We start from the raw sequence: 16,043 nt of genomic DNA, 5'->3' as shown, positions 1-16,043 counted from the left end.
TTTCAAAATAAAAACCCCTTCTTCATAAGAAGAAGGGGTTTAACGCTTCTTCTTATCTTCCAAGCATAAAAAACGCTTGCTGGATTTAGCACCTTGGCGCTTTGCACATGCAAAACAAGCCGGTTGCTGAGGTTTCTAAGGGCCAGTCCCTCCACCTCTCACGATAAGAAATATCGATTTCAATTTTCTGATTGTTTTATATTAGCGCAATTCACAGTTTATTTCAACACTTTTTTCTTCGTGTTCCGAACCGTTTAAAGAGAGAAATTTCTAATAATTCATGGTACAATAATTGAAAATGCAAGAAAGTATAGTGATGTCCTGGAGGAATGTTTTTATGGCACCGAAAAACGGCACAGTGCAAGAAAAGAAATTCTTTTCAAAAGAGCTTAACGAGGAAATGACCTTGCTTGTTTATCTGCCGTCCAACTACTCCCCGCTTTATAAATACCATGTCATTATCGCGCAGGACGGCCACGATTATTTCAGGCTGGGGAGAATCGGCAGACAGGTTGAGGAATTGCTGTCGAAACACGAAATAGACCGGTGCATTATTATCGGTGTTCCCTATAAGGATGTAAAAGAGCGCAGAAACACCTATCATCCGGAGGGTTCAAAATTTTCGGCGTATAAACGGTTCATCGCCCATGAGCTCGTTCCTTTTGCAGATGATGAGTATCCAACCTATCAGATCGGTTATGGCCGAACCCTGATCGGTGATTCGCTCGGAGCGACCGTATCACTTATGACAGCGCTTGATTATCCGAATATGTTTGGCAACATCATCATGCAGTCTCCCTATGTTGACAAACATATACTAGAAGCCGTGAATCAGTCAGATGATATCAAACACCTCTCTATTTATCACCAAATTGGAACAAAAGAAACTGACGTCCACACGACAGACGGGAACATTCTGGACTTTACAGAACCGAACCAGGAGCTGAAACAGCTGCTGGAGAAGAAGCTTTCCGATTATTATTTTGAGCCATTTGACGGAGACCACAAATGGACATACTGGCAGCCGCTCATCACCCCGGCGCTGAAAAAAATGCTTTAACACTCTATCATACTTTATTTCCAGGAGGGACATAATATGAAATACGGAATCGTTTTATTTCCATCAAAAAAGCTCCAAGACCTTGCAAACTCTTACAGAAAGCGCTATGACCCAAGCTACTCTCTGATCCCGCCCCATTTGACGCTGAGAGCATCCTTTGAATGCGCGGAGGAGAAAGCGGATCAGCTCGTATCACATTTAAGAAACATCGCAAAAGAGTCCCACCCACTCGTTCTCAAAATGACAAAATACAGCTCATTTGCGCCTGTCAATAATGTCATTTACATCAAAGCAGAACCGACGGAAGAGTTAAAAACACTCAATGAAAAGCTATACACCGGTGTGTTGGCAGGAGAACAGGAATATAATTTCGTTCCGCATGTGACGGTCGGCCAAAATCTTTCCGACGATGAGCATTCAGATGTGCTGGGACAATTAAAAATGCAGGAAGTGTCGCATGAAGAAATCGTTGACCGTTTCCACTTGCTTTACCAGCTGGAAAACGGATCGTGGACAGTATATGAAACCTTCTTGCTAGGCAGAGGAGAATAATGTTTGAAAGCAGTTATCGCAAAAAATGAAGAACAATTGAAAGATGCATTCTATGTAAGAGAAGAAGTCTTTGTCAAAGAACAAAACGTGCCTGCTGAAGAAGAAATTGACGAACTTGAAAATGAGTCAGAGCATATCGTCGTGTATGACGGTGAAAAGCCTGTCGGTGCCGGAAGATGGCGCATGAAGGACGGCTACGGCAAGTTAGAGCGGATTTGCGTACTGAAAAGCCACCGCTCAGCCGGTGTCGGCGGCATCATTATGAAAGCGCTCGAAAAAGCCGCGGCAGACGGAGGCGCTTCCGGTTTCATTTTAAACGCGCAAACACAGGCTGTGCCGTTTTACAAGAAACACGGGTATCGCATGCTTTCTGAAAAAGAATTCCTCGATGCCGGCATTCCGCACTTACAAATGATGAAGGACTGAACGCATCCGGATCTTTTGAGATCCGGATTTTTTTCGCATATAAAAAACCGTTCTCTGGTATGAACGGTTTTTTATACATATCGATTAATATATGTGCCCATTCCTTTTTCTCGCAACCTCTTATAAAGAGAGCGCTTACGTTTCATCTCGTTTACTTTTCTTTCAGCGGCCGTTTGATTCTCCTGCTGCTTTTCCAGTTCTTTGTATACCCGCTGAAACGGGACATAGCTGATTTTTTCGGTTCCGGCATAATCCTGCTTATGTCCAATCGTTCTATTAGCATATTGAGCGTATTGCTGGTTCTGAATTTGACCTGCATATATCATACAATACCCACCCCTCTGCTGTCTCTTTTCCCTTAAACTTACTTTTTGAAACACATTTCTTTTGATATGATAGTCATTGTCTGTAATGAACACCTTTTGATTGGGAGGACCCCTTTTTGAAATGCGCCCGACTGAATGATAGAATCATACATTTACATACATATTCGAGAGAACATTATCAATTCCTCTTTGAAGAGGGAATAAAAGGACATTTATTTTGTTCTCATTGCGGAAAGCCCGTTTTGTTACGGCTTAACATCGCCGATCCGCCAGAGTTTATCCATCGCCAGCCAGGCGATTTTCCGGCATGTGAGGAGGCGTGCGAACCGAAGCCCTCTAAAGAGGAAAAAAAAGAAGACGATCAGGAATCTGGTGTCATTCGTTTACCCAAGGGAAAAGCGATCGCCGCTGACCCGTCCCCAGCTGTTACGGAATGGCACCGTCCTAGAAGCATTAAACCAGGAACACCATTTGTGCCAAAAACAATAAAACCCGATACGAGCCTTTTTCCGTCTGTCGGTTTAAACACGGATCAGCTGAAAGCTGTCACGGAAACAGAGGGCCCGCTGCTTGTGCTTGCAGGTGCGGGGAGCGGAAAAACACGGGTGCTGACAGCCCGTGCCGCCCACATGATCGAACACTTAGGCATACCGCCTGAAAATATGCTGCTTGTCACCTTTACAACAAAAGCTGTCGCTGAAATGAAAGAGCGTATGGCCAACCAGTACGGATTACAGCCGGCAAAAGTCAGAAGACTTGTGACAGGAACATTCCACAGTCTGTTTTATAAGATCTTGTATCACTCTAATTCTGCTAAATGGAACGGTGAGCATCTGCTGAAAATGGAGTGGCAGCGGGAACAATATATCAAAAAAGCACTCTATGAAGAGGGCATCGATGAGAAAGAATTCCCAGTTGACCAAGCCCTGCAGCAGATCGGTTTTTGGAAAAACACTTATGTCCCAAATGAACGCATCCCTCTAAAAGATGAGTGGGAAAAACAAGTTTATCGTTTATATGAACATTATGAACGCCAGAAAAAAGAACACAGCCAATTTGATTTTGATGACATGGCTTCAGCCTGCTATGAATTGTTTATCGAGCGGCCTGACCTTCTGGAACAATATCAATCTCGGTTTACGTATATCTTAATTGATGAGTTTCAGGACATTAACCCGGTTCAATACAAAATCATGCAAATGCTCGCCAGCCCGGAGCAAAACCTGTGCTGTGTCGGAGACGATGACCAGTCCATCTACGCGTTTCGCGGAAGCAATCCGTCTTTCATTCTTGATTTTCAAAAGGATTATCCGGGAGCGAAGACGATCTATTTAACTGCGAACTACAGGTCTACGCACCCGATCGTCTCTAGTGCTGATATCGTCGTGAAAAAGAACAAAAACAGATATGCCAAAACGCTTGAAGCGGCCCGCGATGACATTCAGGTCCCTGTGCTGTTTTATCCTTATGATGAAGAGGAAGAAGCCACAATGGTCGTTTCCGATATCAAAGAAAAAATTCAAAATGGAGCCAGTCCAGATGACTTTGCGGTTCTTTACCGCACAAACAGCGGAGGCCGTGCTATTTATGAAAGGCTTCATCAATCATCAATTCCGTATACAGCTGACCGCGGCGTCCAATCGTTTTATAGCAGACGGATCGTCCGCCAGATTCTCGCCTACTTGTATGCCAGCCAAAATGAGGATGACACCGAGGCGATTAAACACTTGCTTCCCGCCTTGTTTTTAAAACAGTCCGCTTTGAATACGCTGAAGGCGCTCTCGATTACAGAGGACTGTACCATGATCAAAGCGCTGGCCAAATTGCCTGATCTGAAGCCATTCCAGCTGGACAAAATCAAGAAAATCGTACCGTTTTTCGCAAGCCTCCGCACAATGAAACCCGTAGAAGCCATCACCTTTGCAGAAGGAAAAATGGGCTTCTCCGAGTATTTAAAAAAGCGGGGCAATGAGGGCAACAAGCTGGAAAAAGGTTCCGATGACCTGCGCGACATCAAGGTTGTCGCCAAGAAGTTCAAAACGATTCCTGACTTTCTTGCCCACGTAGACCATATGAGGGCCGCTGAGAAAAACAGAACGGATGAACATGGCGTTCAGCTGATGACCATTCACCGGTCAAAAGGCCTTGAATTCAAAACAGTCTACGTGTTAGGCACTGTAGACGGCTCGATTCCGCACGATTTCTCATTAGAAACGGCAAGAAAAGGAGACGAAGCCGCTCTTGAGGAGGAAAGACGCCTTTTATATGTAGCCATGACCCGGGCGAAACAGCATTTATATTTGTCTTGCCCCGCTAACAGGCGCGGCAAAACAGCCAACCGCTCAAGATTTTTGTATCCCCTGCTACAGAAAGCAAGACAGCCCTTGCATCATTAACAGCCCGGCAGATTACTGCCGGGTTTTTACTGTAAAAAAAGGCCCGCTGCAGTGAGTCAGCCAGGCCATCCACTTATTTATTATCCATCATTTTAGAAATCGTGCCAAAATCAAGCTTTTCTTTTCCGCTTGTAATAGATTCCACAATTTTATCTTCTAATTCTTTTGGCACGCGTCTGTTTGCCATCTGCGCTACGCGGTTAATCACACTGCGCACTGTATTTTCATCTTTAAAATTAGCGTTTTGGAGTGATCCGGCAAGATTCATTACATCCTGCATCTTCACACCTGTTTTCTTTTCGATGTTCTTAAAAAATTGATTATCCATAATGCGCCTCCTTTTGGCGGAGTAATACGGTATTGTATGAATGCACATAATACAATGTGCTTTTCCAACATTTTTAAAAATAAACACAAGGCAAGGAAGCACGGGTTATAACCCGTACTTCCTCAATACATCTTAAAAGAAAGATGCACCTACGATGATGAGGAGAATGAATAATACGACCAACAAAACAAATGTTGAACCATAGCCGCCGCCGTAACCGCCAGCATAACCGCCATAACAGCCGCCGCCGTAGCCGCCGCCGAATCCGTATCCAAAGCCCATAGATAAGCACCTCCTTTACTCTCTATACACTATGTGAGCTGCTTGGATCGGCTTGGATATTCGCATAGGGCGTTTGCGGATTTACGATTGATCATATTGAGCTTGATGTTTTTTAAGTAAGGCCTCCGTTTTTTCAGCCAGCTCTTCAATCTCATCTTCAAATTCCAGACCGGCTTTATCAAATGCATCCAAGTCTTTTCTGATACGGCCCATCGTGTCTTCATACTCTTTTTGCTTTTGTTCGTGTGGTTCATATCTTCCTTCTATCCATTTTTCAAACTCATTCACTTTTATCCCCCCGCTTATGATATATGCTGAGCGAGGCCGCCCCGTTAAAAAAACAAAAAACCGGAGTTCTCCGGTTTCTTTGCCAGGCTATTGAGGCTTTTTCTTTTTATTTCCGCACCCGCAGCCTTTCTTTTTTATCTTTTTTGATTGATACGATGAATCTGTATATGGAGATTTTTGGGAAGGTTTATTATGTTGATTCATTTTTGTCCCCTTCCTTTCCTTATGTCATATATGCTACTTTATGCGTATTCTGACAGAAAGTTGCTGGTGGTAACGCCTTATTCTTGCAGCCATTTTGATACGAGCGTTTCTATGATGCCGGCAAGGCCGGCGATCGCCAAAAGTAAAATCAGCCACTGCGCCGCTTGCGGGATCAACGCCTGGCATAAAATCAAAAAGCCGGCGCACCACACGCCTGTGCACCAATAGCAGCTCAGCAATTCACCAATAAACGCCCTGACACCGGTTCCTTTAATCACGATATAGGTTTGAATATTCCCGTCCGCATCCTTTTCTTCCTTCTCTTCATGAAACAGACTGCGAAGCGGCGCCATAATCGTGTCAAACACAAGCAGGCGGGCGAGCCGAAAGACCGCAAGCGATAGAAGAACTATTGTCAGCCCATTTATAACCACTCGTTCACTCCTTTGCCAATCATGATCCCTTCACATATATGCGAAAACCCTATTCTTCATGAATTGTATCTTGTCCGGCAGAAAATTGGTTATTTTTATTATTCCGCTCTGCACCCCATTTGCATTATATAGAGTATGGATAAGAAAGGAGTGAAGGTTATGTCATTTGAAGAAAAAGTCGAATCCCTGCACCCTGCAATATTTGAGCAATTATCAAGCGAATTCGAACAGCAGATCGAAGTGATTGATTGCGAAAATATCACAATTGACACGTCACATATAACAGCTGCCCTTTCTATACAAGCCTTTGTGACAACCATGATTATCGTGGCGACTCAGCTCGTCATCGCCGACGAGGATTTGGCTGACGCAGTGGCAAGTGAAATTCTTATTCTCGATAGCTCACAAATCAAAAAAAGAACCATCATTAAAATTATCAACAGCCGCAACATCAAAATTACTTTGTCTGCCGACGAGATAATAACCTTTGTACAAATCTTGCTTCAGGTGTTAAACAGCATTCTTAGTGAACTTGACGTCCTTTAACCCTTTCTTTTTCACAAACTTAAAAGACGAGGTGAAAACAAATGTCAGATAACGATAAATTCAAAGAAGAGCTTGCAAAGCTTCCAGAAGTTGATCCAATGACGAAAATGCTGGTCCAAAATATATTTTCTAAACATGGTGTCACGAAAGACAAAATGAAAAAAGTATCAGACGAAGAAAAAGAAATGCTCTTAAATCTTGTAAAAGACTTACAAGCTAAATCACAAGCGCTAATAGAAAACCAAAAGAAGAAAAAAGAAGAAGCAGCCGTGCAAGAGCAAAACACAAAACCGCTAAGCCGCAGAGAGCAGCTCATTGAACAGATCAGACAAAGACGGAAAAACGATAACAATTAGCCAATCATAAAAAAAAATAGGGTTCTTCATCAGGATATATGACTCAGTCAAAATAAGAGGCTCGCTCATTTAATAACAGTAAAAGAAAAGGAGGAATAGATATGGAAAGCAGACCATATTCTTGGGTTGCACTTGATCCTGACTGTGACCATCCGTTAGATGACAAAGAGAAAGATAAAGAAAAACACGAAAGAAAATGTCATTGCGACGTTTGCTGTAATGGCAATGGTTTTTTTGGCAACGACAACGCCTTCATCGACCAAGATCTAGCTCAAGCAAATCTCAACAAACAAGTATCAGATGAAACGATTATTATTAGAGATTCTTGTGACATCAATGTTACATCTACAGACGTTCAAGCCGTAACATCAGTTGTAACAGCACTTAATGCCGCTGTCGTAACGGCAACTCTGACATCAATTGCAGACGGCGTAATTGCCGAATTAGTCGCACAAGATTTGTTACAGCTTACAGCCAACAAACAAGTAAATCGCCAAAAACTTCTCATCGAATGTTCCCGCGGCGTAAACGTCACAACAGTAGATGCCGATATCGCAACCCTTATCTCTACAGCAACAAATACACTCGTAGCCATCCTAGTTATCACTCTTGTCCTCTAGAACCTAAAAGCAGAGCTAAAAACGCTCTGCTTTTTCTTATTTTCCAAGCATATGATGAATATATAGACGTTCACCCACACCAAGTGGGGCACGGGTACATATGTTGTTAAGGACTAAAGTCAAATACCCTATAAAGAAGGAGCTGAAATCAATGAGCTGCGGAAAAACCCATGGCCGGCATGAGAACTGTGTATGCGATGCAGTGGAAAAGATTTTAGCAGAGCAGGAGGCAGTTGAAGAACAGTGTCCGACTGGCTGCTATACCAACCTTTTAAACCCTACGATTGCTGGAAAAGACACAATTCCGTTTCTCGTTTTTGATAAAAAAGGCGGATTGTTCTCCACATTCGGAAACGTAGGGGGATTTGTGGATGATATGCAATGCTTTGAATCCATTTTCTTCCGCGTCGAAAAATTATGCGATTGCTGTGCAACACTTTCTATTTTACGCCCGGTCGATGTCAAAGGCGATACCTTAAGTGTTTGCCACCCTTGCGACCCGGATTTCTTCGGGCTAGAAAAAACAGATTTCTGCATTGAAGTCGATCTCGGATGCTTCTGCGCGATTCAGTGCCTGTCACCAGAGCTAGTTGACAGAACATCGCCTCATAAAGATAAAAAGCATCATCACAATGGATAAACACTTGTAAAGAGGAATCCCCTTCCAAACTCTATTACAGGTGCAAATCATTCAGCTGCTTCCAGCGTGAGGCAGCTGACTCTCCATCATTTCGCCAGTCTCAAATTTATAAGGCAGGAGGGATAATATGAGCCAGAAAACATCAAGCTGCGTGCGTGAAGCTGTAGAAAATATTGAAGATCTGCAAAACGCTGTTGAAGAAGACTGCCCGACCGGCTGCCACTCTAAGCTTTTATCTGTAAGCCATTCGTTAGGCGACACAGTGCCTTTTGCAATATTTACATCAAAATCAACGCCATTAGTCGCCTTCGGAAATGTCGGCGAACTCGATAACGGCCCTTGCTTTAATACAGTATTTTTCAGGGTTGAAAGAGTGCATGGAAGCTGCGCAACACTGTCATTATTAATCGCATTTGACGAACACAAACACATTTTGGACTTCACCGATAAAGATACGGTGTGTGAAGTGTTCCGACTCGAAAAAACGAACTACTGTATTGAAGTTGACTTAGACTGCTTCTGCGCAATCAACTGCTTAAATCCTCGATTAATCAATCGTACACATCATCATTAATCATAAGCTGGAAAAGCTTGCAGGCCTGCAGGCTTTTCTCTATGTAAAAAAGCTGTCCGGCAACATCAGCCGGGCAGCTTTTTTCTTTTTCGTTAAAAACCGAGCGGGTGCAAAGAGGTAATATCATCGATTGCCAGTTCGGTTGGGGCTCCGTTTCCTGTTGTTCGAAGCAGGACGGAATCATTTCTTCTTCCGACAATTACGCCCCTGTACGTTCTTCCATTGGCTTCAATCAAACAAAGCGCTCTCGGCATGTTATGAGGCAGCTTTGTTAAAAAATCAATTTTTTCGTGGATCGTCATCTTGCTCATCGGTTTTTTCACTTTTCGTGCCGGAGGTGCTTTTTCCTCCGCTTTATCGGCACTATGGACAGCTTCCGGTTCTTTCTCAGGCTTCCGGGCCTCAAGTGCAGGCTCTTCCTTTTTTTCTGCTTTCGGGGGCTCGTGTTCAACGGTTTCTTCTACGGCCTGCGGCTCTGCTTTCTGTTCCTCTTGGCTTTTTATGTTCTCTGGCTCTCTCACCTCTTGTATTTGCTGACTCACTGGTTCGGCTGCAGGCTTTTGGTCTTCTTGCAGGACATCCTGTGCCACGGCTTCCTCCTGCTGCTTCTCATGGTAAGCCGGCTTTTCCTCAGCTTTTGGCGGAGCGGGTTTGTCGGCCTTTCTTTTGATGACAATCTCCTGCATGGATGACCTTGTAGTTTCTGCATAATCCGGCTGAACAATATACATGAGCGGTTTTTTATCCGCGTTTCTTTTCTTATTAGACATCTTCATCCCTCCGATTGTGTCATATTCTATCTATATGACAGAAAGCTGAAAATCAGAAGAAATAAAAAAGCAATCCCTATTCGGGATTGCTTGATATAGATCCTGCTTAGCGGGCAGTGATATGGAAACCTGAATCAACGTGAAGATTTTCACCTGTAATCCCGCGGGACATATCGCTGAACAAGAACGCAGCTGTATCGCCCACTTCTTCAGGTGTTGTCGTGCGGCGAAGCGGTGCACGCTCTTCGATGTCTTTTAAGATAGAGTTGAAATCGCTGATGCCTTTAGCAGATAATGTTCTGATCGGGCCGGCAGAAATGCTGTTGACGCGGATATTTTCTTTTCCTAAGTCAGCAGCTAAATATTTCACACTTGCATCAAGAGAAGCTTTTGCTACACCCATGACGTTGTAGTTTGGCATCACAAGCTCTCCGCCAAGGTACGTCAAAGTGACAATGCTTCCGCCTTCAGTCATCATCGGACGTGCCGCTTTGACAACAGCAGTCAGAGAATATGAGCTGATGTTATGAGCCAAAAGGAAGCCGTCACGATTTGTGTTTAAGTATTCGCCGACAAGCTCTTCTTTGTTGGCAAACGCGATACAATGCGCGATACCGTGGATTACACCGACCTGCTCCTTAATGCTTGCGAAGCAAGTTTCGATTTCTGCGTCGTTTGTAACATCGCAAGGGAGGATGATGGAATCGTTGCGGTCTAATGTTCCGGCAAGCTCGTGAACGGATTTCTCCAGGCGTTCACCAGCGTATGTGAAAATCAAACGTGCACCCGCTTCATGTAAAGAACGCGCAATGCCCCAGGCGATGCTGCGTTTGTTGGCTACCCCCATCACAACAATGTTGCGGCCTTCAAGTGAAAAATTCATATGTATAAAGCCTCCTATATTTAATAAAGACATAGTATTAGTACCTGATCTTAATTCCTATCATATCATAACCTTGTCCAGATGAAAAGCGCATACCGTAGCAAACGCAAAAGAGATCACCATCAGCTGGTGATCTCATCGGCTTGTATTTAAGCTGTTTCGTTTAAAAGCGAAATGGTTTGTCGGCCCGTGTCCCGATCCGATGCCGAGCGTATTTTCCACCGCTTCACGGACAAAGTTGGCCGCAACCTCAAATGCCTGATGGATGCTGTCTCCTTTAGCCGTTTGGGCCGTTAAAGCCGCAGCAAAGGTGCAGCCTGTGCCATGCGTATGCTTCGTATTGATATAAGGATGGGTGATTTGCATAAACATGCTGCCATCAAAAAGAAGGTCAGTAATGTGATTGTCCTCAGGCTGGTGCCCGCCTTTGATAATGACATGCTGCGCACCCATCTTGACGAGCTGCTCTGCTGCTTTTTTCCGGTCATCCAGCGAGCTGATTGTCATTCCTGTCAGCGTTTCTGCTTCCGGGACATTCGGCGTAATCGCGTAGCTTCTTGGAATGAGCAACTCCTTTAAGGTGGCAACTGACTCATCACGCAGCAAGGATGCCCCGCCCTTTGCGATCATAACCGGATCAACAATTACACGATTGAATCCGTACTCGTCAATTTTTCTTGCCACTTCTTCAATCATGTCGGCATTCCAGAGCATTCCCGTCTTAACTGCATCCGGTCTCAAATCCTCAGCAACAGCGTCAATTTGCTGTCTCAACGTCTCTACAGTCAGCGGATGCACCCCATGAACGCCAAGCGTATTTTGAGCGGTTACCGCCGTAATCGCAGACATTCCGAATACATCAAGCTCTTGAAAGGTTTTAATATCAGCCTGTATCCCTGCGCCGCCGCCTGAATCTGATCCGGCGATTGTCAATGCTTTATATATACTCATTACACTACACTCCTTTTATTACCCAATCCATTTATGATAAATGGATTTTGCCCGGGCAATATCATTTGTTCCATGGATCAAAGCTCTGCCGTCCCGGAACAACACCATTTTCATATCATCCGAGCGGCAGGAAATTAAATACGGGTTCGCAGCTACTTCAAGCCCGGCCTGCCTCAGCTGAGCGGCAAGCGCTTCAAGATCCGCTTCTTTCGTAATAGATGATCTGATCTGCACCGTGTTCCTGCCGCACAATACAGCCGCTTTTGTTTGATTTTCATATGACAAAAACGGAAAATCCTTTGTGCCGCAGCTTGGGCATGCGTCATGTTTGAGACTGGCTGCTCTCACTTCTGACCGCTCATTTTTCCATAAATCAAAGGAGCGCAGCATCGGCTCGCACTCCTCTCCCGTCAGCAGCTTCAGTGCATCTGTTACCTGAAAGACTGCTACCTGCAAAACAGCCGGACTGATGATGCCGGCTGTGTCACATGTTGCTCCGCCAATCGGAAGTGTATCGAGCAAGCAATGCAGGCAAGGAGTAGAACCCGGCACCACGGTAAAGGTGAGGCCGTAGCTCCCTACACAGGCACCGTAAAGAAAAGGAATCTCTTCCTTTACCGCAGCATCATTTACGATCAGGCGGGTTTCAAAATTATCAGCCGCATCCACAATAATCGATGCATCCCTAATCAGCTCGAAGATATTTTCTGCTGTCACATCCATGACAAGGCCGGTCACATCAACATCGCTGTTAATCGAACGGAGACGGCGCTCCGCAGCGGCTGCTTTCGGCATTTCTTTTTTGACATCATCTTCTGTATAAAGCTGCTGGCGCTGGAGGTTGCTCCATTCAACATAATCTCTGTCGGCAATTTTCAGAGAGCCGACTCCCGCTCTCACCAGCATTTCTGCACTGGCTGTTCCGAGCGCGCCGGCGCCGATAATCACGGCGCGCGCTTCTTTCAATTTTTTCTGGCCGGATGGGCCGATCGGAGCAAACAGCTCCTGCCTTGAATACCTGCCCGTCATACAGGAAGACCTTCTCCCGGACTGCTTGCCGTTCCGTATTGCTTAAGCGGGATTCGGCCCGCCTCATAAGAAAGGCGTCCTGCTTCCACCGCGAGCTTCATGGCACGAGCCATTTTCACAGGATCGTCAGCTCCCGATACAGCCGTATTGAGCAGTACGCCATCTGCTCCAAGCTCCATTGCGTATGCCGCATCTTTAGGCGAGCCGATTCCAGCATCCACGATGACCGGCACTTTCGCCTGTTCAATAATAAACGACAGATTCAAAGGATTTAAGATTCCTTGTCCTGATCCAATCGGAGATGCACCCGGCATGATGGCATGAACGCCGAGCTCTTCCAGCTTTCTCGCCAGCACAACGTCATCCGACGTGTACGGGAGCACAATAAAGCCTTCTTCAAGAAGCTGTTCAGACGCTTTTAATGTCTCAACAGGGTCAGGCAGCAAGGAACGGCTGCATCCGATGACTTCAACTTTAATCATGTCACAAAGGCCTGACGCTTTCGCCAGCCTTGCAATCCGAACCGCTTCTTCAGCAGTGCTGGCGCCCGCTGTATTCGGCAAAAGCGTATATTTGGATAAATCAAGCTGTTCCAGAAAATTTGGCTGAGATGCTTCAAAGATGTTCATTCTCCTTACAGCAAATGTTAAAATATCAGACTCAGAAACAGCTACTGCTTCCTTTTGAATGTCAAACGATGGGTATTTCCCCGTGCCCAGCAGCAATCTTGATTGAAATGATTTTCCGCCAATTGTTAACATGCTCATCCGCCTCCTACAAAATGGACAATTTCAATGACATCACGATCACAAAGCTCAACCTCGTGATAGCGTTCTTTCCCGATTATTTCTTTATTTCTTTCCACGATAACGATTTTATTTTCAAGCTGATACGACGCCAGCAGGTCTTGAATTGTACCTGTGTCTTTTTCCCACTTCACGTCTTTACCGTTCAGCTGTAGCATCATATCTGAACCGCCTCCTTGCGATCAATTCGGAATGCGTGCAGCCAGTCTTGGTTGACCTCTTTATTCATGATGAGATCACTGATCAAAGCGCCCGTTGCGGGAGCAAGCAGGATCCCATTTCTGAAATGGCCAGCCGCAAATAAAATACGGCTGTCCTCAGGATGTCTGCCGATGTACGGTTTTCCATCCTTTGTTCCCGGACGGAGTCCCGCCCAAAAACGATCCACCTTCATATTCTGTATAGCCGGCAGCATCGTTTTTGCTTTTTTCATAACGGATTCCAATCCGCCAAGATCCGGTGTTTCACTCCAGTCCCCCGGCTTCATTGTCGCGCCGACAACCAGTTTGCCGCTTTTTCTCGGTACGATATAGCAGTGATCATGGTAAAGCGTTTTTGTCAGCGGGATATCATCATTCCAAACGGACAGGCACTCCCCTTTTACAGGGAGAAAAGCATTGTTCAGTCCAAGCTGTTTAAAAAACATTCCGCTCCACACCCCGCTGGCAACGACAACATGATTAGCCCATACGTCTCCGCTAGGGGTCTTGATGGACAGGGCTTCACCGTCACGTTCGACATGCAGGACGGGCGTATGCTCAAAAATCTCCGCCCCAAGCATTTTTGCTGCTTTCACATATGCCTTGCAAACAAAATAAGGCTCCACATGCACATCATCCTGAATAAAAGATGCACCAAAGATGTCACCAGACGCATACGGCTCTTTTTCTAACACCTCTTCTTTTGAATACCAGCTGACAGAGTCCAAATCGTCCATCTGTCTCAGCTGCAGCACATCTTCTTCAGAAAATGCAAGCTTAAACATACCGCCGTTATGCTGCCTGATATCCACACCGGATAATGCATAAAGCTCTTCTCCAAGACCTTTGTACAGACGCTGGCTGTGCATGGCGAAATCAAAAAACGCGTCACGTTCCTCGCATTCGGCATGGGCGCCCAGCATTCCGGCAGCGGCACTTGTCGTTCTGCCGCCCATTGTTCCGCTTTCAAACAATGCGGTGTTTTTGTTTTCCTTTGCCAAATAATAAGCAATTGCGGAACCGATAATTCCGCCTCCAATCACCACTGCTTCATAATGCCTTTTCATAGCGCATCTCCTTTAGCTTGCGGGAATATCGTCTGGCTGCTTCCAAAGGTTCAGCGGAAGAGAAAATTCCTGACATAACAGCAATGCCGTCTGCCCCTGCTTGTTTTACGTCTCTTAACCTGTCCGGCGTCATCCCCCCGATGGCTATAACCGGGATGGAAATCCGCTGTTTGATATCTGACAGCAAAGATACTCCTCTGCCTTCAAGACCCTTTTTGCAATCCGTTTCAAACACATGGCCGAACAGCACGTAGTCCGCGTCTTCCTTTTCTGCTTGAACCGCTTCCTCCAGTGAATGCACCGATCTCCCGATATGAAGGTGTGGAAATCTGGCTCTGACCTGCTTCGGTGAAAAGCTGCCGCTTGGCAGCTGCACGCGGTGAATAGTAGAGAAAAGCGCAATATCCACGCGCCCGTTCATCACCAGTTTTCGTTTATCTATACCGCCTTCAAAAATAAGCTCGAGCAGTTTCAAAATATCCGCCGCCGATTTTGAACGTTCCCGAATATGAATAAAATCAACTTCATTCTGAATCGTAATGATGATTCTCGCTAGCTCTTCTACCGGCTTGCTGTCATCCGTTATGGCGTGAAGCTCCACATTCCTCCACCTCTTTTATGGCGCTGTCAGACCAGCCTTCTTTTCGATAGGCCATTCCCCAAAATTGATATTCATAGTAGCTGGAGATGACAAAATTCTCTTTCATCTTGGCACGTACTTCCTCCGTGCTGTTTTCCGCCAGCTCATCAAAGCGGTTGATTTGCTCCTCGACCTGTTGTCTAAACCAGTCACCGCCGTACGTCCCAATCCACTTTTGATAAATCGGATGCCCAGGATCGCAATGCAGCAATTTCTCACCAACCTCGTAATAAAGCCAGTAGCATGGCAGCAGGGCCGCTAAGATTTCTGCGAAATTCCCGCTCAAAACCGAACGGTACATATGGGATGTATAAGAGTACGCTGTAGGAGACGGCTTAAACGCCTTACGCTCTTCCTCGCTGATTTCCAACAGCTCGGCAAACTCGCGATGAAGCGCCATTTCCGCCTCATATGTACCTTGGGCATGGCTTGCCATCCGCCCCGTTGTAAAAAGGTCCTTCGCATAAGCTGCGCCAAATGACTGCACCTTTGCAAAATGCGTTAAATAATAGGAATCTTGAAGTACGTAGTATTTAAAACGGTCAATCGGAAGCGTTCCGTCACCGATTCCTTGAACGAACGGATGGACAAAGCTCCCCTCCCACCATTCTGCGGCTGCGCTGCGGCATTCTTCTGAAAACTTCACAAATCATTCCCCCTCTGAA

At 45.5% G+C, this 16,043-nt stretch carries 23 protein-coding genes and 1 riboswitch; of the genes, 9 read left to right on the top strand and 14 right to left on the bottom strand.

What is annotated here, in order from left to right:
* Positions 1 to 49 precede the first annotated feature (49 nt).
* Positions 50 to 170, bottom strand: a riboswitch (SAM riboswitch).
* A gap of 167 nt (positions 171 to 337) precedes the next feature.
* From NX903_RS05825 to NX903_RS05815, 3 genes are read left to right on the top strand one after another with little or no spacing between them, the layout of a single operon-like run.
* Positions 338 to 1,060: an esterase family protein gene (locus NX903_RS05825; protein ID WP_086343711.1), complete on the top strand. Its 723-nt coding sequence runs from the start codon at positions 338 to 340 to the stop codon at positions 1,058 to 1,060.
* Between the two features lie 36 nt (positions 1,061 to 1,096).
* Positions 1,097 to 1,612 (top strand): YjcG family protein, encoded by a 516-nt coding sequence (locus NX903_RS05820; RefSeq protein ID WP_003232861.1) that lies wholly within the window; start codon positions 1,097 to 1,099, stop codon positions 1,610 to 1,612.
* Between the two features lie 3 nt (positions 1,613 to 1,615).
* Positions 1,616 to 2,038, top strand: coding sequence for a GNAT family N-acetyltransferase (locus NX903_RS05815; RefSeq protein WP_086343710.1), 423 nt, complete (start codon positions 1,616 to 1,618; stop codon positions 2,036 to 2,038).
* 71 nt (positions 2,039 to 2,109) lie between these two features.
* Here the strand turns inward: NX903_RS05815 and NX903_RS05810 are convergent, their stop codons facing one another.
* Positions 2,110 to 2,364 (bottom strand): hypothetical protein, encoded by a 255-nt coding sequence (locus NX903_RS05810; protein WP_003232866.1) that lies wholly within the window; start codon positions 2,362 to 2,364, stop codon positions 2,110 to 2,112.
* A 116-nt stretch (positions 2,365 to 2,480) separates the two neighbouring features.
* Between NX903_RS05810 and NX903_RS05805 the strand changes: the two genes are divergently transcribed.
* Positions 2,481 to 4,760, top strand: a complete 2,280-nt coding sequence (locus NX903_RS05805; protein WP_128473817.1) for an ATP-dependent helicase — start codon at positions 2,481 to 2,483, stop codon at positions 4,758 to 4,760.
* Positions 4,761 to 4,833: 73 nt separating this feature from the next.
* On the opposite strand, the gene spoVIF is transcribed toward NX903_RS05805, so the two are convergent.
* The 4 genes from spoVIF to yjcA all read right to left on the bottom strand — a co-directional run bounded on the left by spoVIF (position 4,834) and on the right by yjcA (position 6,296).
* Positions 4,834 to 5,088, bottom strand: coding sequence for a sporulation-specific transcription regulator SopVIF (gene spoVIF, locus NX903_RS05800; RefSeq protein ID WP_003232870.1), 255 nt, complete (start codon positions 5,086 to 5,088; stop codon positions 4,834 to 4,836).
* A 132-nt stretch (positions 5,089 to 5,220) separates the two neighbouring features.
* Positions 5,221 to 5,370 (bottom strand): sporulation protein YjcZ, encoded by a 150-nt coding sequence (gene yjcZ / locus NX903_RS05795; protein ID WP_003232872.1) that lies wholly within the window; start codon positions 5,368 to 5,370, stop codon positions 5,221 to 5,223.
* Positions 5,371 to 5,451: 81 nt separating this feature from the next.
* The gene (locus NX903_RS05790; protein WP_017695696.1) at positions 5,452 to 5,658 is read right to left on the bottom strand and encodes a hypothetical protein; all 207 of its coding nucleotides are present in this window, start codon (positions 5,656 to 5,658) and stop codon (positions 5,452 to 5,454) included.
* A 281-nt stretch (positions 5,659 to 5,939) separates the two neighbouring features.
* Entirely contained in the window at positions 5,940 to 6,296 is a 357-nt protein-coding gene (yjcA, locus tag NX903_RS05785; RefSeq protein ID WP_003232879.1) for a sporulation protein YjcA, read from the bottom strand.
* A 159-nt stretch (positions 6,297 to 6,455) separates the two neighbouring features.
* Here yjcA and cotV point away from each other — a divergent pair, with 159 nt between their 5' ends.
* The 5 genes from cotV to cotZ all read left to right on the top strand — a co-directional run bounded on the left by cotV (position 6,456) and on the right by cotZ (position 9,032).
* Positions 6,456 to 6,842, top strand: a complete 387-nt coding sequence (gene cotV, locus NX903_RS05780; protein WP_003244871.1) for a spore coat protein CotV — start codon at positions 6,456 to 6,458, stop codon at positions 6,840 to 6,842.
* Positions 6,843 to 6,883: 41 nt separating this feature from the next.
* Positions 6,884 to 7,198, top strand: coding sequence for a spore coat protein CotW (cotW, locus tag NX903_RS05775; RefSeq protein WP_024572403.1), 315 nt, complete (start codon positions 6,884 to 6,886; stop codon positions 7,196 to 7,198).
* A 101-nt stretch (positions 7,199 to 7,299) separates the two neighbouring features.
* Positions 7,300 to 7,818, top strand: coding sequence for a spore coat protein CotX (gene cotX / locus NX903_RS05770; protein ID WP_003244668.1), 519 nt, complete (start codon positions 7,300 to 7,302; stop codon positions 7,816 to 7,818).
* A gap of 151 nt (positions 7,819 to 7,969) precedes the next feature.
* Entirely contained in the window at positions 7,970 to 8,458 is a 489-nt protein-coding gene (cotY, locus tag NX903_RS05765) for a spore coat protein CotY (protein WP_003239243.1), read from the top strand.
* Positions 8,459 to 8,585: 127 nt separating this feature from the next.
* Positions 8,586 to 9,032, top strand: a complete 447-nt coding sequence (gene cotZ, locus NX903_RS05760; RefSeq protein WP_003244982.1) for a spore coat protein CotZ — start codon at positions 8,586 to 8,588, stop codon at positions 9,030 to 9,032.
* A gap of 92 nt (positions 9,033 to 9,124) precedes the next feature.
* Here cotZ and cotO read toward each other — a convergent pair whose 3' ends face one another.
* The 9 genes from cotO to tenA all read right to left on the bottom strand — a co-directional run bounded on the left by cotO (position 9,125) and on the right by tenA (position 16,024).
* Positions 9,125 to 9,808 (bottom strand): spore coat protein CotO, encoded by a 684-nt coding sequence (cotO, locus tag NX903_RS05755; RefSeq protein WP_080265338.1) that lies wholly within the window; start codon positions 9,806 to 9,808, stop codon positions 9,125 to 9,127.
* Between the two features lie 100 nt (positions 9,809 to 9,908).
* The gene (gene fabI, locus NX903_RS05750) at positions 9,909 to 10,685 is read right to left on the bottom strand and encodes an enoyl-ACP reductase FabI (protein WP_003232896.1); all 777 of its coding nucleotides are present in this window, start codon (positions 10,683 to 10,685) and stop codon (positions 9,909 to 9,911) included.
* A 135-nt stretch (positions 10,686 to 10,820) separates the two neighbouring features.
* Positions 10,821 to 11,636 (bottom strand): bifunctional hydroxymethylpyrimidine kinase/phosphomethylpyrimidine kinase, encoded by an 816-nt coding sequence (thiD, locus tag NX903_RS05745; protein WP_003245050.1) that lies wholly within the window; start codon positions 11,634 to 11,636, stop codon positions 10,821 to 10,823.
* A gap of 18 nt (positions 11,637 to 11,654) precedes the next feature.
* Positions 11,655 to 12,665: a thiazole biosynthesis adenylyltransferase ThiF gene (gene thiF, locus NX903_RS05740; protein WP_086343709.1), complete on the bottom strand. Its 1,011-nt coding sequence runs from the start codon at positions 12,663 to 12,665 to the stop codon at positions 11,655 to 11,657.
* Positions 12,662 to 13,432 (bottom strand): thiazole synthase, encoded by a 771-nt coding sequence (gene thiG / locus NX903_RS05735; RefSeq protein ID WP_010886483.1) that lies wholly within the window; start codon positions 13,430 to 13,432, stop codon positions 12,662 to 12,664. Before thiG ends, thiF begins: the two co-directional genes overlap by 4 nt.
* Positions 13,429 to 13,629, bottom strand: coding sequence for a sulfur carrier protein ThiS (gene thiS, locus NX903_RS05730; protein ID WP_072173897.1), 201 nt, complete (start codon positions 13,627 to 13,629; stop codon positions 13,429 to 13,431). The genes thiG and thiS overlap by 4 nt, the downstream gene beginning before the upstream one ends.
* Positions 13,629 to 14,738, bottom strand: coding sequence for a glycine oxidase ThiO (gene thiO / locus NX903_RS05725; RefSeq protein ID WP_029726273.1), 1,110 nt, complete (start codon positions 14,736 to 14,738; stop codon positions 13,629 to 13,631). Before thiO ends, thiS begins: the two co-directional genes overlap by 1 nt.
* Positions 14,722 to 15,339 (bottom strand): thiazole tautomerase TenI, encoded by a 618-nt coding sequence (tenI, locus tag NX903_RS05720; protein ID WP_015715674.1) that lies wholly within the window; start codon positions 15,337 to 15,339, stop codon positions 14,722 to 14,724. The genes thiO and tenI overlap by 17 nt, the downstream gene beginning before the upstream one ends.
* Positions 15,314 to 16,024 carry a thiaminase II gene (gene tenA, locus NX903_RS05715; RefSeq protein ID WP_014476446.1) on the bottom strand — a complete coding sequence of 237 codons (711 nt, stop codon included), beginning with the start codon at positions 16,022 to 16,024 and terminating at the stop codon, positions 15,314 to 15,316. Before tenA ends, tenI begins: the two co-directional genes overlap by 26 nt.
* Positions 16,025 to 16,043 lie beyond the last annotated feature (19 nt).

Origin of the sequence: Bacillus sp. FSL R5-0576 (assembly GCF_038004765.1) — a bacterium.
GTDB lineage: Bacteria > Bacillota > Bacilli > Bacillales > Bacillaceae > Bacillus > Bacillus subtilis.
This window is presented reverse-complemented; position numbering and strand designations above follow the sequence as displayed.